Source organism: Mycobacterium sp. ACS1612, assembly GCF_001667505.1.
In the GTDB taxonomy this organism is placed as follows: domain Bacteria; phylum Actinomycetota; class Actinomycetes; order Mycobacteriales; family Mycobacteriaceae; genus Mycobacterium.
In genome coordinates this window covers 174,849-190,327 of record NZ_LZHZ01000063.1, presented here as the reverse complement: position 1 = coordinate 190,327, position 15,479 = coordinate 174,849, and the positions used below count along the sequence as shown (strand labels likewise).

Below are 15,479 nucleotides of genomic sequence, written 5' to 3'. Positions count from 1 at the left end.
GGCCCACGACGTGCGCGCAGGTGTTACTTACAGTTACACCTATGACCTATGTGATCGGTAGCGCATGCGTCGACGTGATGGACAAGTCCTGCGTTCAGGACTGCCCGGTCGACTGCATCTACGAGGGCGACCGCATGCTCTACATCAATCCCGACGAATGTGTGGACTGCGGTGCGTGCGCCTTCATCTGTCGCGTCGACGCGATCTACTACGAGACCGATCTTCCCGAGGATCAGCTGCAGTTCCTCGCCGGGGGCGCCGCATTCTTCAGCGACGTGCTGCCGGGACGCGACGCCCCCTTGGGGTCGCCCTGCGGCGCGGCGAAGCTGGGGCGGGTCGGTGTGGACACGCCCTACGTCGCCGGGCTGCCGACGAACACGGGTCACGGCTAACCGCCCGGTGGCGCGGTTGTCGTCGACGTCGTCTGCGTCACGGTGACGGTACTGGTGCTGGTGCTCGGGCTGGGGCTCTCGGTGGTGGTGGCCGGTGTCGGCGAGGTGGTCTCCGTGACCGTTGCGGGCGGCACAGGCGCGACGACACTGGTGGTGACGGTCGACGTCGAGATCGATGTGGAGACCGATGTGCCGGCGGTGGTGGCCGGGCTGAGCACGCCGCAGGCGATGCGTTGATCGGACGCGGTGCCGCTTATGTCAGCGCCTTGGTGCAGCACGATCGCCGATCCCTCTGGCCCCTTCAGCTGGTCGGCGGTGAAGGCGTCGCTGGTCGCGACGAGTTTGCCTGCGCCGTCTGAGCGGATGAGCAGCGGGGGCAGGTCACCGCTGGCTGGCTGACCGGTGTGTCCTGGCGCCTGAAAGTGCTCGCCTGCGGAGGTGAAGTCGCCCTCGCACTTTCCGACCGCGTGAATGTGCACGCCATGAAAACCGGGCGACATGGCGCCGGTTGCGACCGTCTCGACGGTCACGGTCGCGTACCCGCTTGTGAAGTCGACCGTCGCGTTCGCGACGTGCTTACCGTCGGCGGTATTGAGCTGGGTGGTCAGCGACTGAGCAGTGGGTCCCGACGGGGTCGTGGTCCCGGTAGCCGGATTGTCGTTCGACTGATTCGCGCAACCGCTCGCGACGGCGGCGAGCACGGCAACCGCCGCGACGAGCTTGAACATGGACGCGGCTTACCCTGTCGAGGGCCCCGGCAAACGGCCAGTTTTGCCAACGAAAGGTCAGGCGGCGGCCGCACACCGGGCGCGGCTGAACCGGTTCGCGATCAACCGGACCAGGCCGGGGTGGGTGCCCAGCGGCTCCGTCACCACGTCGGCGCCACTGTCGCGCAGACGGTCCTGAAACAGGCCCTCGGACAACAGGTACGACGCGACGACCACCCTGTTGGCGCCGCGTCGCCGCAGCGAGTCGACCGCGTCACCGACATGTGGTGTGCCGGTCGCCGCGAACGCGAGTTCCACACGAGAGCTGGTGAGCGCCGACAGCCAGGTCGCCATCATGTGCAGGTCACGCTGCGCGCCACGATCAGCGGTACCTGCCGCCGCCAGGATCACCGAATCATCTGGCCGCCAACCGGATTCGATCAGCCGGTCGGCGAGCACCCGCACCAGTTGCGGGCTGGGCCCCAGCGCCTGCGTCACCGTGACGTCGAGATGTCTGCTCGCGTCGACGTGCGCGGGGATGTCGCTGGTGACGTGATATCCGCGGGAGAGGAACGCGGGCACCACGATTGCCGATCCGGTCATCGACGCCAACACGTCGGACGGCGTCGGGCCGAGCACGTCGACGAACGACACGTGCACTGGCTGCCCGAGCGTCTGTGACACCCGCCGTGCAAGCTCAGCCACCATCGTGACGCCTTGCCGCTTGCGGGTGCCGTGCGCGACCAACACCTGGGCCCCCGCGCGAACTGGGTAGCTCATTGCGCCTGCGCCAAATCGTCGTCGACAGCCAGTCGGTACCCGCGCTTGACCACCGTCGACACGATGTTCTTGTCGCCCAACGCAGTTCGCAGCCGCAGCACCGCGGTTTCGACGGCGTGCGTGTCAGTGCCGGTGCCCGGCAGCGCCCCGAGCAGATCGAACCGTGACACCACAGCGCCGGGATGATGGGCCAGCGCGCGGATGGTCGCCATCCCGGCAGGCGAAACCGCCTTCACCACACCGTCGACCATCACGCAGGTGCCCCGGATCTCGAGGATGTGGCCGGCGACCCGCAACGTGCGTGACTGCAGCAGCGGTAATTCGTCGGTGATGTGGCGCGCCAACGCGCCCAACCGCATCCGCTCCGGTGCCGACGTCGGGACACCAAGGCGTACCAGCGGCCGCGCGGTCACTGGGCCGACGCACATCGCGTGCACGTCAGTTCGCAACGACGACAACACCTTGTCCTCGATGCCGAGTTCCACCGCACGCATCAGCACCGAGGCGACGGCAGGTGCCGAGGTGAAGCTGACGGCGTCGAACTTGCCCTCCGCGATACCTGCGACCAGTTGGTCGAAGTCACCGTTGCGGGGGGCGGGATGCCAGCGGTACACCCTGATCGGCACGACTTCCGCACCGGCCGAGCGCAATTCGTCGAGGAACTCAGGGAACGGGTCCCATTCGTCGGTGGCGCCGTGCAACTGCACCGCGATGCGTTTGCCCGCGATACCGCCCTCGACCAGATAGTGCAGCACTTCCCGCGACGACTCGGACTCCGGCGACCACTCCTCCGGCAATCCCACGGCCCGCAGTGCCCCGGTCGCTTTGGGGCCTCGCGACACGATGCGTGCGTTGCCAAGTGCGCGGAGCAGATCGTCCGCAAGCCCCCAACCGTCGGCGGCGGCGAACCAGCCGCGGAACCCGATCCCCGTGGTGGCCACCACGATGTCGGGCGGTTCGGCGATCAACGATTCGGTGTTCGCCCGCAACTGCTCGTCATCGGGCAGTGGCACCATCGCGATCGCGGCCGCGCACGTCACGGTGGCCCCGCGGCGCTCCAGCAGGGCGGCCAGTTCGTCGGCGCGGCGGGCGGAGGTCACCGCCACCCGAAAACCGGTGAGCGGTGCCCATTCGGGCTCACTCATGCGCCATGTCTACGTAGATCATGTTTCCGCCCCGTTACCCAGCCATTGCCGAGCGGTCACGCCCTGGCGAGACCGGTGGCAGGCTCTGCACTGCCGACCGGCGCCGAGACCGGCCTGCGCACGTACATCACCCAGGTCACCGCGCAGGCGACCACGTAGAACGCCAGGAAGATCCAGAACGCCGCGGTTGCGGAGTGACTGCTCAGATACGACTGCCGCAGCGCCATGTTGATGCCGACGCCGCCGAGTGCGCCGATCGCGCCAGCGAAGCCGATCAGCGCCCCCGACATCGCGCGCGACCAGGCCACCCGGTCGGCCTCGGCGACCGTCAGGGAGCGACTGCGCGCCTCGAAGATGGACGGAATCATCTTGTAGACCGACCCGTTGCCGATGCCAGACAACAGGAACAGCACGATGAAGCCGACGACGTAACCGGTCATCATGGCGCCGGTCGCGGCGCCCTTGGTGTGATCGTCCAAGGTGCTGACGGCGACCAGGATCCCGGCGCCGAAGATCATGCCCGCGAACATCGCAAGGGTGACCCGGCCGCCGCCGACACGGTCGGCCAGTTTGCCGCCGTACACCCGTGACAGCGACCCGAGCAGCGGTCCAACGAACGCGATCTGCGCGGCGTGCAGCGAGGCCTGGGCCGCGCTCTGGCCCCCGGCCGCGAAGTTGATCTGCAGCACCTGGGCGAAGGCGAACGCGAAACCGATGAATGAGCCGAAGGTGCCGATGTAGAGCAGCGAAATCACCCATGTGTCACGCTCTTTGAGAATCGCGCCCATGGCCGCCAGATCGATCTTGTGCTGTTCGAGATTGTCCATGTACAGCGCCGCACCGATCCCGGCGACGGCCAGCGCCACCAGGTACACCGCACACACCCAGTACGGCTGGCGGTTTCCGAGAGTGGCGATGACGAGCAGGCCGACGATCTGAACCATCGGCACGCCGATGTTTCCGCCGCCGGCGTTGATGCCCAGCGCCCAGCCCTTGAGCCGTTGCGGATAGAACGCGTTGATGTTGGTCATCGAGGACGCGAAGTTGCCGCCGCCGAGGCCGGTCAGCGCCGCGCACACCAGGTACGGCCACAGCGGCAGACCGGGGTGGGCCAGCAGCCACATGGTGCCGACGGTGGGGATCAGTAGGACGAACGCGGAGAACACCGTCCAGTTGCGCCCGCCGAACGTCGCGGTGGCCAGTGTGTACGGAATGCGAAGGCATGCGCCGACCAGTGTCGCGGTGGCGCCCAGCAGGAACTTGTCGCCGGCGGAGAAGTGGTAGACCGATTCGGGCATGAACAGCACCATCACCGACCAGAGGGACCACACCGAGAAGCCGATGTGCTCGGCCACCACGGACCAGATCAGGTTGCGACGCGCGACGTACTTGTTACCGGCTTCCCAGGCTGCGATGTCCTCGGGATCCCAGTCTGTGATGCGTTTCGACATGGCGCCAACGCTAGGAACGCTTTATTGCGGCCAAACGCCTCGCGATGACCCCGCCGTGAACTTCCGCTCACGTCCTTTCCGGCAAGGGTGTGAGATCTACCAGACGTCGCCTTCGCGCCAATCGCAGGTGATCTCCGCCGAGGTGTCCAGGTCGATGCTGATCGGCAGGACGAACAACCCGTTGTCGTCGTCGGGAGTGCGGGTCAGGCCCGCGGGCGCGAGCACCGACGTCGGCCCGCGCCACGGCAACCAGCCTCGCGAGGTGTACATGTGCCTGCCTGCCTCCGAGGCGCTCAGCGCGCCCAGTTGGTAGGCGCCGCGCAGCACTTGTTCGGCCGCATCCATCAATGCGTGCGCCAGTCCCTGCCCGCGCCAATCTTCGCGCACCGCCACACCTTCGATGTAGCCGCAGCGCAGCGCGGTGCCGCGGTACATCAGTCGGCGCTGCACAACGGCGGCGTGTGCGATCAACGCGCCGTGGTGACAGATCAGGGCGTGCATGCCGCCGAGCGCGTGCTCCCAGTCGGCGTCGGTGAACTCACCGCCGAACGCCTCGATGACCATTCGGCGGGCGTCCTCGCGGGTCTCGTTGTCGAGGTCGGAGGTGTGGACCAGACGGGCGGTGTGGACTGCGCGGGTGCGAGGTTCGTGCGTGTGCACACTGCCTGTCTACCAGCGCAACCCGCCGCTGTCTCGCTACTCCTCGAAGGGCTTGCGCGGGCGCGACCAGTGCAGTCGGACGGTCTGCCCGGGCCGGATCTGGGCCACCTTGTCGATGTCGTCGTCGGTGACGACGCCGATCACCGGATAGCCGCCGGTCACCGGGTGATCCGGTCCGAGGATCACCGGAAAACCGTTCGGCGGCACCTGAATTGCGCCGCGGGTCGCACCTTCACTCGGCAGCTGACGATCGGGCCAGCGGTACTCCAGCGGCATGCCGATCAGGCGCATCCCCACCCGGTCGGTCCGGTTCGTCACCTGCCAGTTGGTCCGGATCAGGATGTCCGGGTCGACGAACCAGTCGTCGCGCGGGCCGGGCACCACCCGCAGTTCCAGCACCTCGTCCTCGATGGCGGCCACCGGCGCCTGGTCGAGCTCCGGGAGTTCGCCGGTGTGCTCGCCGACCGGCAGCACGTCGCCGGGTTGCAGCGGCAGCGGGCCGATCGCCGACATCACGTCGTACGACCGGGAGCCCAGCACGGGTGAGACGTCGATGCCGCCGCGCACCGCGAGGTAGGTCCGCAGACCGGTGCGGGGCGCGCCGAGCGAAATGACTTCGCCGTCGCGTGCGTAGTGAATGCTGTTGGTGCCGAACAGTTTCCCGTTCACCGACGGGTCGGCGTCGGCACCCGTCACCGCGATCGCGACGTCACCGCCGCGGACCCGCGCGGAGAACCCGCCGAACGTCACCTCGATGGTGGCGTGGTCGTTGGGGTTGGCCACCAGCCGGTTGGCCAGCTGATGGGAGCGGCGGTCGGCAGCCCCGGAGCGGGACACGCCCATGTGAGCCAGGCCCGGCCTGCCGAGGTCCTCGATCAGCGCAAGCGGACCGGTGCGCAGCACCTCGAGGGTGACGCTCATGACCGCACCTCCCGGAACTGCACCCACATCCCCGGCTGCAGCAACCCCGGCGGATTCCGATCGATGTCCCACAACGCGGGCACGTCGGGGGTGATCCGCCCGATCAGCTGCCAACCGCCGGGCGATTCCCGCGGATAGATGGCGCTGAACTCCCCGGCCAGCGCAACCGACCCGGCAGGCACTCTGGTCCGCGGTTCGGACTGGCGCGGCACGTTGAGCCGCTCGTCCCCGCCGATGAGATACGCGAAACCCGGTGCGAAGCCGCCGAAGCCGACGCGCCACGGGGTGGCGGTGTGGGCGGCGATCACCTGGTCGGTGCTCAGCCCGGTCAGCCGGGCCACCTCGTCGAGGTCGGCGCCGTCGTACACCACGCCGATCTCGATGTCGGCGCGTCCGCTCGCCGGTGCCGCCGCCGCGGCCAGCGCCTCGGCCGTCACCCGCAGCTTGCCCAGCCGCTGCCGGGTCGGCGCCTGATAGCGCGGTCCGGCCAGTTTCAGCAGCACCGTGCGCGACGCCGGGACGATGTCCAGGACGCCGAGCAGATCGGCCTCGCGCAGCGCGTCTGCCCACGCCAACACCTCGGCGGTGCTGTCGAATTCGAGCAGCAGCGCCTGGTCGCCATAGTCACGTACAGCGCCGAGTGCACGTACGTCCATCACATCCGCGATCACGCTCATAGTGTGGAACTTACCCGCGGGTAGCTAAGAAGGAACCAGCTCTATGAGCCTTGCCAGAGAAGGCTTAGCGATAGCTCATATTGCGGCGCCGTACGTCGGTTCGTGGCGCTTGACGTAAGCGATCACCCGGTAGGTCACCGGCAGCATGACCACCTCGACGGCGGTCTTGTAGAACCAGCCCAGCGCCGTGTAGACGACGAAGTCGCCGAAGGTGCTGATGCCGATCGCGCCTGCCGCGATGCTGCAGAACACCAGCGTGTCCCCTAGTTGGCCGGCGAAAGTCGAGCCGACCAAGCGGGCCCACAGGTGCTTCTCCTTGGTCTTCTCCTTGATCCGCACCACCACCCACGCGTTGATGGTCTGGCCGACGATGAAGCCGGCGAGGCCCGCGATGATCAACTGGGTGTAGGCGTGCACGACGTTCTCGAAGTGCTCCTGATTGGTGTAGAAGTCCGCCGCGGGCAGATAGATGGTGATCCAGAACGTGAGGGCGGCCAACCCGTTCATAGCAAACCCGAGAAAGATCGCTCGCCGGGCCGCTTTGAACCCGTACACCTCGGAGAGGACGTCGCCGATCACGTAGGTGAGCGGAAAGACGATGAACCCGCCGTCGGTGATGATCGGCCCGAATGCGACACCCTTGGTGGCGGTCACGTTGGAGATGATCACCAGCGCCGTGAAGACCGCGACGAAAATCGGATAGTACTTCGACCCCACCTGTGCGAACGCGGCGTGCTGTTCTTCGGTCGTGGTTTGGTCGCTGGTCACCCGGTAATTAGATCAGGACAGCGCCTTCGAGATCATGGGCGGCAGTTTGTCCGCGACCACCGGATACGACAGCGTCGACGCGAACGCGATCGCGCCAGACAACTCCTTGCCGGTGAAGACGTTGCGGTTGCCCACGGTAGCTCGCAGCTTTGCGACGACCGGGTCGGCAAGGAGCGCGGTCTGTTCGTCATCGCTCTCGGTGGTCCAGATCAATACGTCCGCGTCATCGAGCACCGCCGCCATCTTGTCCCGCTTCACCAAAGAGGCGCCGGGGTCGGGAGCGGTGAACCCCATCTTGGTGAGGAACTCGGTGCGCCAACTGGGCGTGGTGATGCGCACGCTGTCGTCGAAGAACGTGCCGCCGAGCAGTAACGCCTTCTTACCGGCGAATTGCGGGTTGTTCTTCCCGACGGCCGCGAACTTGTCGTCGACGGCAGCCACCAGCTTGGCCATCTCGTCGGCCTTGAACACGGCCTGGCCGATCACCGTGGCCTGGTCCTTCCACGTCTCGAAGAACGCGTCCGAACCGGACTGCGCGACGGTGGGTGCGATCGCCGACAGCTTGGTGTAGGTGTCCTGGTCCAGTCCGGCGTTGGTGGCGACGATCAGGTCGGGTTTCAACGACGCGATCTGGTCCACCTGAATGCCGTCGTTGAGGTTGAGCACCACCGGCTGTGCGTTACCCAATTTCGGTTGCGCCCATGGCCATACGCCGAACGGCTCGCCGCCGAACCAGTCGGTGATCGCGATGGGGACGACCCCGACCGCCAACAGGTCGTCCTGTTCGGTGAAGCCCGCGCTGACGACGCGCTTGGGCGGGCCGGGGATCTTGGTTTCGCCGAAGATGTGCTTGACCGTCACCGAGCCGTCTTTGGCGACGGCGCCCGGCTTGGGCGAACTGCAGCCTGCAACGAGTGCCGCGCTCGCAGTCATGGTCAGGAAACCCCGGCGGGACAACGCAGCTCGCACCGACGCGAGCCTAGTCGCTAACTGATCCGGAAGTTACCGAACAACACACTGGCCAGGCCAAACGCAACGACGACGTTCACCACAGTCGCCGAGGCGAACACCGCGACCGGCCGCCAGCCCGCCTCTTTCAGGCCCCTGAGCGAAAACTCCAAGCCGATTGCGACGAACGCGAAGATCAGAAACCACGTGCGCAGATCGTTGACGGTCGCAATCTCCGCTTTCCCGCTGGGCACCCACTGCAGATACAGGGTGCCGATCACCGACGCGGCGATGAAGCCGAGCACGAACTTCGGGAAGCGTTCCCAGAACTGGCCGAGCGTCGGCCTGGCCTCAGCGGCGGACTTGCGCTCGATCTTCAGCGCGAAGTACGCGGTCAGCGCGATCGCCACGACGCCGATCAGGGCGTTCTGAGTGGTCTTGACGATGGTCGCGATCTGCAGGGCGTCCTCACCCGCGATCGCACCCGATGCCGCGACCGCGGCGGTGGTGTCGATGTTGCCGCCGATCCACGCGCCGGCCACCGCATCCGACAGGTTGAACACGTCGGCGAGCCACGGCAGCAGGAAGATCGACGGCAGCGCGAAGGCGATGACAAGCGATGCGGCGTAGGCCAGTTGTTCGCGCTTGGCCTGCACCGCACCCGCGGCCGCGATGGCCGCGCTCACCCCACATATGGACACCGCCGAGGCCAGTAAGGCACGCAACTTGTCCTCGAGCCCGAGTCGGCCGCCGAACCACCAGGTGAAGCCGAACACCGCGGAAATCAGCAGCAGCGCCTGCAGGACGGCCGGACCCGCCGCGGTGACCAGCACCTTCAGGTTGATCGACGCACCGAGCAGAACCAGGCCCGTCTTGATGAAGAACTCGGTCCGAAAGCCTTGGGAAAGGCCAGCGAGCGCATCGCGCAGCGCGAATTTGCTCAGTACCGCGTTGCCGATCAGGCCCAAAGCAATTGCGTAGACCGGGAATTCGATCGACTTGGCGATTTTCGCGAACGGCGTGCCCGCCGCCCACACCGGCACCTGCTGCTCCAGGAACCGGGTGGCCGCGCCGAGCGCGATCACCACGAGCACCCCGGCGACGGCGTAGCCGATCCGCGCGGAGCGCGTCTCGTCGCGCCGCGTCTCGGTCTCGGTCACGGGATCACGCTCCCCGGAAGCGCGCCGACGAGCACGAGCGCCAGTAGGGCGAGGCCGACAATGACTGCCAGCCAATCCTCGTTGATCACGACCGCAACATATGCACAGCGACTTTTCAGGTCACCGATTGCGATCAGTGAGAACCGAGCAGCCCAGTGTGGTGCCATAGAGCATGCCCTCCTCCAATCTCGCGCCACGCGTCAGGCCCGGCGAGCACGGCGAGGACCTGAACGTCGGGGAATTCCGGTTCTGGTTCGTCGGCCAGCGCTGGGAGTGGTCCGACGAGGTCGCCCGCATGCACGGCTACGAACCCGGCACGGTCGAGCCGACCACTGAGTTGCTGTTGTCGCACAAACACCCCGACGACCGCCAGCACGTGCAGGACCTCCTCGACCAAGCGCTCCATCAGGGCGGGTCGTTTTCCAGCAGGCATCGGTTCATCGACACGGCGGGCCACGAACACACGGTGATCGTCCTCGCCGACCGGATGTACAACGACCAGGGGGCGGTCGTCGGAACGGAAGGGTTCTACGTCGACCTGACCGACTCCGTCGAGAAGACACGGCGCAAGGTACTCGACGCTGCCCTGCCCGAACTCTTCGAAGCCCGCGCGGCCATCGAACAGGCCAAAGGGGCCCTGATGGTGGTGTACGGGGTCGACGCCGACCAGGCATTTGCGATGCTGCAGTGGCGCTCTCAGCAGACCAATACGAAGTTGCGCGCACTCGCGGCGCAGGTTGTCGCCGACCTCGACACCGTGCAACACCATTCGGACGCGTTACGCCGTGAGTTCGACCATCTACTGCTCACCGTGCACGAAAGGATGGTGCGCTGAGCTGCCGGTGGGGACTGCGGTGAAACGGTGCGCTTTCGATGCGGCTGTCGCTTAATCTCCGGTAGGGGATGGCGACGAAGCAGGGGACCAAATCAGCAGTGCCAAATCTGGAAATCAAGCAGGTTGTGCGCGACCGCGCGGTCGTCGTCGCGGTGGCGGGCGATATCGACACCGCCACGGTCGACACACTCGCCCGCAACCTGGCGGCCGCGATGAACGTGGCGTCGACTCAATCGCACAAACTGCTCGTGGTGGATCTCGGCGACGTGACGTACTTCGGCAGCGCCGGCCTGAACGCCGTGCTCGGGTGCTACGAAGCAGGGGCGGACAACGGCGTCGCAGTGCGGTTGGTGGCCAACGCCGCTGAAGTGTTGCGGCCGCTGCAAGTGACGCAACTCGACTCGGTGCTCCGGCCGTATCCGACGGTGCCTGACGCGCTCGCCGACTCCGCCGACAACAGCGGTTGACGGCAGACGAGGGTGGGTATATCGCGTCTTGCAATCGCCGCTGCCCCACTGCCTTCGGGGCCAGCACGCTGACGGGAGTGACGATGGGGGCGGACGACATCACGCAACGCCCGTCACCGGCGGTGTTCAACGCGGACCCCGAGATCGGCCGCGATCTGGCGGCCGTCGATTGGGCGCGCACCCCGCTCGGACCGCCGGCAGCGTGGCCGCAGAGTCTGCAGACCGCGGTCAGCATCCTGCTGTCGTCGCGGTTCTCGATGTGGATGGCGTGGGGTCCCGAGCTGACGTTCTTCTGCAACGCCGCTTATCGCCGTGACACGCTCGGCCGCAAGTATCCGTGGGCGCTCGGTCGACCCGCGAGTGAGGTGTGGGCGGAGATCTGGCCGGATATCGGCCCACGTATCGACGGCGTGCTGGCCACCGGACGCGCTACGTGGGATTCCGCGCTGCTGCTCTTCCTCGAGCGGTCGGGTTATCAGGAGGAGTCGTATCACACGTTCTCCTACAGCCCGCTGCGCGATGAACTCGGACACGTGGTGGGCATGCTCTGCGTCGTCAGTGAGGACACCGAACGGGTGATCGCCCAGCGCAGGATCACGACGTTGCGCGACCTGGGTTCAGACCCCAGCGTCGTGCGGACCGAGGACGAGACCCTGGCGCACGCCGCGCGTCAACTCAGCCACAATCCGCGTGATCTTCCGTTCACGTTGACCTACCTGTTCGACGACGACGGTGGCGCGCGGCTGGCGGCCGCAAGCGGCATCGAACCCGGCCACCCGGCCGCACCGGCGAGCCTGTCCGCCGACGGTGCCGCGCTGTGGCCGCTGACCGCAAGTGCCCGAGGGGAACAAGTTCTCGTCGAACTCGACGGCGACCGGTACCCGAAGCTTCCCACCGGGGACTGGCATGAGCCACCCACCCAGGCCTTGGTGACCCCGCTGGTGCAGCAAGGTGGCGCGCCGGCAGGATTCCTGGTCACGGCGATCAATCGCTACCGCGCGTTCGACGAGCACTACCGCGACTTCGTGACCCTGGTGGCAGGCCACATCGCCGCCGGAATCGGCAGTGCGCGAAATTACGCCGCGCAGCAGCGACGCGCCGAGGAACTCGCCGAGTTGGACCGTGCCAAAACGACCTTCTTCTCCAACATCAGCCACGAGTTCCGCACCCCGCTGACGCTGATCATGGCTCCGGTGGCCGAAATGCGCAGCGCCGCATCGGTACTCGACGAAGTCGCACGTCAGGAACTCGAGGTTGTCTACCGTAATTCGCTGCGACTGGCCAAGCTGGTCAACACGTTGCTCGACTTTTCCCGTATCGAAGCGGGCCGCGCGCAGGCCCGATATGAACCGGTCGACTTGTCGGCGGTGACGGCCGAACTGGCCAGCGTGTTCCGGTCTGCGATCGAACGGGCCGGGCTGCGGTTCGAGGTGGACTGCCCGCCGTTGAGCCAACCGGTGTACGTCGATCGGGACATGTGGGAGAAGGTGGTGCTGAACCTGCTGTCCAACGCGCTGAAGTACACCTTCGACGGCAGCGTGTTGATCAGGACGCGGCAGCAGGACGGCTACGCCCTCGTCACGGTGCGCGACACCGGCATTGGAGTTTCGGCGGACGAGATCCCACGGTTGTTCGAGCGTTTCCACCGGATCGAGGCCACCCGCGCCCGCTCCAACGAGGGCAGCGGAATCGGCTTGGCGCTCGTCAAGGAACTGGTCTCGCTGCACGGCGGAACCATCGAGGCGCACAGCGGTGAAGGGGAGGGCACCACCTTCACGGTCTGCCTGCCGTTCGGGTCTGCGCATCTGCCTGCCGAGGAAGTCGTCACGTTGGCCCGCGAACTGGCGCCGTCGGGTTTGGCCGAGCCCTATGTGGCTGAGGCACTGCGATGGTTGCCGGAGGAATCCGACACCGCGCACGGGCTCACGCAGGGTGTGGTGACCGCCGATACGGAAGTCAGTACGACGTTCGCCGCAACGGGGCCGCCCGCGCGGGTGTTGATCGCCGACGACAACGCCGATATGCGCCAGTATCTTTCGCGTCTGCTGCGCAGCGCGGGTTACGTCGTCGACGCGGTGACCGACGGTCAATTGGCTCTGGAGAAGGTCCGCGAGAGCGTGCCCGACCTGGTGGTCAGCGACGTGATGATGCCCCGCATGGACGGTCTTGCGCTTGTCGCGGCGTTGCGGGCGGAGGCACGCACAGCCGCCGTGCCCGTGCTGTTGCTGTCGGCGCGTGCGGGGCAGGAAGCCTCCATCGAAGGCCTGCAGGCCGGGGCGGACGACTATCTGGTCAAACCGTTCGCCGCGGCGGAACTGCTCGCCAGGGTGCGCGCCAACGTCGAGCTGTCTCGGCTTCGTAACCATCATTCGCGTTGGCGCACAGCACTTGTCGATGCGTTGCAGGAGGCGTTCTTCCTCTGCGACGAGCGCGGCACTGTCATCGAGATAAATACGACGTTCACCGACATCCTCGGATATGGGCCGGAACAACTGCCGTACGAACCGATCCACCCGTGGTGGCCGGACGTGAACACCGACCCAGACGGGTACCGGCAGGTGCAGGCCGCGTTCGACACGCTGTTCACCGACGGCAGCGGAGCGGGCACCGTCCCTATGATCCACCGGGACGGCCATCGACTCTGGGTCCGTTTCAGCGCCAACCAGACGGAGGACCCCGACACCGGACGACGCGTGATCGTCGGCTCCTTTCGGGACGTCACCGCCGAACACTATGCAATGCAACGAGATACGGCCCTGGCCGAGCTCACGGAGCAACTCGTCCAGGCCGATTCTCTCGACGACGCAGTCGTCGCGGCCGCCGAAGAATTACGGAGACTCTGGCACGCCCGCACGGTGTTGGCCGCCACGTTCGCCGTGCCGTCGACGGCGTCCGACGAGGACGCGCCGCGGATTCACTCGGCGGGCTCCTCGCCACAGTGGTCGGACATGTCCGAACGCATCCGCCGCCGAGTGGCTGCCGTGCGCGACGGCGACCTGCTGGTCAGCGACACGACAGAACCGGGGACGGCGGCCATCGCGGTGCAACATCCGCACGGAATTCTCGTGCTGTACCTCGAGTTGGCTGAGCGGCGGCCGTTCACCACCGAAGACAACACCCTGCTCACTGTGCTCGCCAGCCGGCTCGGCCAGGGCCTGCAACGGGTGTATCACCTTGACCAGCAACGGGAAACCGCGTTGGCGCTGCAGACCGCGATTCTCGGCCCCGCAGCGCTACCTGGCGGATTCGCTGCGCGGTACCAACCCGCGACGAGGCCGCTGCAAGTCGGCGGCGACTGGTACGACGTCGTCGATCTCGACGACGGCCGCATCGGGCTGGTGGTCGGTGACTGCGTCGGTCACGGCCTCAGTGCCGCGACCGTCATGGGGCAGCTCAAGAGCGCATGCCGGGCGCTGCTGCTCGAACACCCCAGCCCGCGCGCTGTGCTGACCGCGTTGGACCGCTTCGCAGGCCGGTTGCCGGGCGCGCGAACAACCACGGCGTTCTGTGCGGTGCTGAGTCCAGACACCGGCGAGTTGGTGTATTCGAACGCAGGCCATCCCCCGCCGGTGGTAGTGCATGCCGACCGAAGGGTCGAGCTGCTCGACGGCGGTAGCGCCATCCCTCTCGGGTTAGGATTCAGCGGCGTCCGCACCGAGGCTCGTCGGATGCTGCCGTTCCGGTCGACGCTGCTGCTCTACACCGATGGCCTCGTCGAGCGGCGGCGCGAACCGCTGGATCGCGGAATCAACAGAGCCGCGGATCTCGTTATCGACAATCGTGAGGCAGCTCTCGACGAACTCGCCGACTCGCTCATGTCGCGCATCACGCCGGGCGACGGCTACCAGGACGACGTCGCCATGCTGTTGTACCGGCACCCGCCGCCGTTGAGCATCGCCATCCCTGCCGAGGCCGACCAATTGGCGCCGATCCGCACGGCGCTGCGGAGGTGGCTGACCCAGGCCGGGGTCGGCGCGGATCAGGCGGTCAATGTGCTGGTGGCGACCGGCGAAGCGTTGGCCAATTCGATCGAACACGGCCATCGTGACGACCAGGAGGGACTGGTGCGCCTGCATGCCACGGCGTCGGGAGACAGTCTGCACGTGACAGTCGCCGACGCCGGATCGTGGAAGACGCCGCAGCCCGCGGCCAATCCCGACCGTGGGCGCGGCATCATGCTGATGCGCGGATTGATGCACACCGTGGACATCTCGCCCGGCGCCGAGGGCACCACGGTGGCAATGGACATGAGGATCGCGTGATGGCCACGCCAATGACGGTGTCCACCTGCCGCGGCTCCGACGGCCAGATCGTCGTCACCGCAACGGGTGAGCTCGACATGAGCAACCTGGACCGGTTCAAAGACGCGCTTACCGGCGCACTGGCGCAAGCGGACGGCCAGCCGGTGAGGCTGGATCTGCAAGGCGTCGAGTATCTGGACAGTGGGGCCATCAACGTGCTGTTCGCGTGCGGCGATCGCGTTCGCGTAGTGGTCAACCCGATCCTGATGCCGGTGCTCAAGATCAGCGGGATCACTGACGTGATGAGCGTCGAGGTGGGCGGCTGAG

Annotated in this window: 15 protein-coding genes; 5 read left to right on the top strand and 10 right to left on the bottom strand. The window is 66.8% G+C overall.

What is annotated here, in order from left to right; all coding sequences use genetic code 11:
- Positions 1–41 precede the first annotated feature (41 nt).
- Entirely contained in the window at positions 42–392 is a 351-nt protein-coding gene (gene fdxA / locus A5724_RS26245) for a ferredoxin (RefSeq protein ID WP_067809181.1), read from the top strand.
- On the opposite strand, the gene A5724_RS26240 is transcribed toward fdxA, so the two are convergent.
- The 10 genes from A5724_RS26240 to A5724_RS26195 all read right to left on the bottom strand — a co-directional run bounded on the left by A5724_RS26240 (position 389) and on the right by A5724_RS26195 (position 9,609).
- The gene (locus A5724_RS26240) at positions 389–1,120 is read right to left on the bottom strand and encodes a superoxide dismutase family protein (protein WP_067809179.1); all 732 of its coding nucleotides are present in this window, start codon (positions 1,118–1,120) and stop codon (positions 389–391) included. The genes fdxA and A5724_RS26240 overlap by 4 nt on opposite strands.
- Positions 1,121–1,177: 57 nt before the next feature.
- A complete protein-coding gene (locus A5724_RS26235) occupies positions 1,178–1,879 on the bottom strand; it encodes a sirohydrochlorin chelatase (RefSeq protein WP_067809177.1) in 702 nt (233 codons plus the stop codon).
- Complete coding sequence (locus A5724_RS26230) at positions 1,876–3,024, bottom strand: uroporphyrinogen-III synthase (protein WP_067809175.1); 1,149 nt, start codon at positions 3,022–3,024, stop codon at positions 1,876–1,878. Before A5724_RS26230 ends, A5724_RS26235 begins: the two co-directional genes overlap by 4 nt.
- A gap of 56 nt (positions 3,025–3,080) precedes the next feature.
- The gene (locus A5724_RS26225) at positions 3,081–4,475 is read right to left on the bottom strand and encodes a NarK/NasA family nitrate transporter (protein WP_067809173.1); all 1,395 of its coding nucleotides are present in this window, start codon (positions 4,473–4,475) and stop codon (positions 3,081–3,083) included.
- Between the two features lie 96 nt (positions 4,476–4,571).
- Entirely contained in the window at positions 4,572–5,135 is a 564-nt protein-coding gene (locus A5724_RS26220) for a GNAT family N-acetyltransferase (protein WP_067809169.1), read from the bottom strand.
- Positions 5,136–5,171: 36 nt separating this feature from the next.
- Positions 5,172–6,056 (bottom strand): 5-oxoprolinase/urea amidolyase family protein, encoded by an 885-nt coding sequence (locus tag A5724_RS26215; RefSeq protein ID WP_067809528.1) that lies wholly within the window; start codon positions 6,054–6,056, stop codon positions 5,172–5,174.
- A complete protein-coding gene (locus tag A5724_RS26210) occupies positions 6,053–6,733 on the bottom strand; it encodes an allophanate hydrolase subunit 1 (protein WP_067809167.1) in 681 nt (226 codons plus the stop codon). The genes A5724_RS26215 and A5724_RS26210 overlap by 4 nt, the downstream gene beginning before the upstream one ends.
- A gap of 75 nt (positions 6,734–6,808) precedes the next feature.
- A complete protein-coding gene (locus A5724_RS26205) occupies positions 6,809–7,501 on the bottom strand; it encodes a queuosine precursor transporter (RefSeq protein ID WP_067809165.1) in 693 nt (230 codons plus the stop codon).
- Between the two features lie 12 nt (positions 7,502–7,513).
- Positions 7,514–8,470: an ABC transporter substrate-binding protein gene (locus A5724_RS26200; RefSeq protein WP_156752457.1), complete on the bottom strand. Its 957-nt coding sequence runs from the start codon at positions 8,468–8,470 to the stop codon at positions 7,514–7,516.
- Positions 8,471–8,487: 17 nt separating this feature from the next.
- Positions 8,488–9,609, bottom strand: a complete 1,122-nt coding sequence (locus tag A5724_RS26195; RefSeq protein WP_067809158.1) for a YeiH family protein — start codon at positions 9,607–9,609, stop codon at positions 8,488–8,490.
- Positions 9,610–9,781: 172 nt separating this feature from the next.
- Here A5724_RS26195 and A5724_RS26190 point away from each other — a divergent pair, with 172 nt between their 5' ends.
- The 4 genes from A5724_RS26190 to A5724_RS26175 all read left to right on the top strand — a co-directional run bounded on the left by A5724_RS26190 (position 9,782) and on the right by A5724_RS26175 (position 15,478).
- Positions 9,782–10,444 (top strand): PAS and ANTAR domain-containing protein, encoded by a 663-nt coding sequence (locus A5724_RS26190; protein ID WP_067809157.1) that lies wholly within the window; start codon positions 9,782–9,784, stop codon positions 10,442–10,444.
- Between the two features lie 98 nt (positions 10,445–10,542).
- Positions 10,543–10,911 carry an STAS domain-containing protein gene (locus A5724_RS26185; protein WP_232004985.1) on the top strand — a complete coding sequence of 123 codons (369 nt, stop codon included), beginning with the start codon at positions 10,543–10,545 and terminating at the stop codon, positions 10,909–10,911.
- 83 nt (positions 10,912–10,994) lie between these two features.
- The gene (locus A5724_RS26180) at positions 10,995–15,173 is read left to right on the top strand and encodes a SpoIIE family protein phosphatase (RefSeq protein ID WP_067809153.1); all 4,179 of its coding nucleotides are present in this window, start codon (positions 10,995–10,997) and stop codon (positions 15,171–15,173) included.
- Positions 15,173–15,478, top strand: coding sequence for an STAS domain-containing protein (locus A5724_RS26175; protein ID WP_067809151.1), 306 nt, complete (start codon positions 15,173–15,175; stop codon positions 15,476–15,478). The genes A5724_RS26180 and A5724_RS26175 overlap by 1 nt, the downstream gene beginning before the upstream one ends.
- Position 15,479 lies beyond the last annotated feature (1 nt).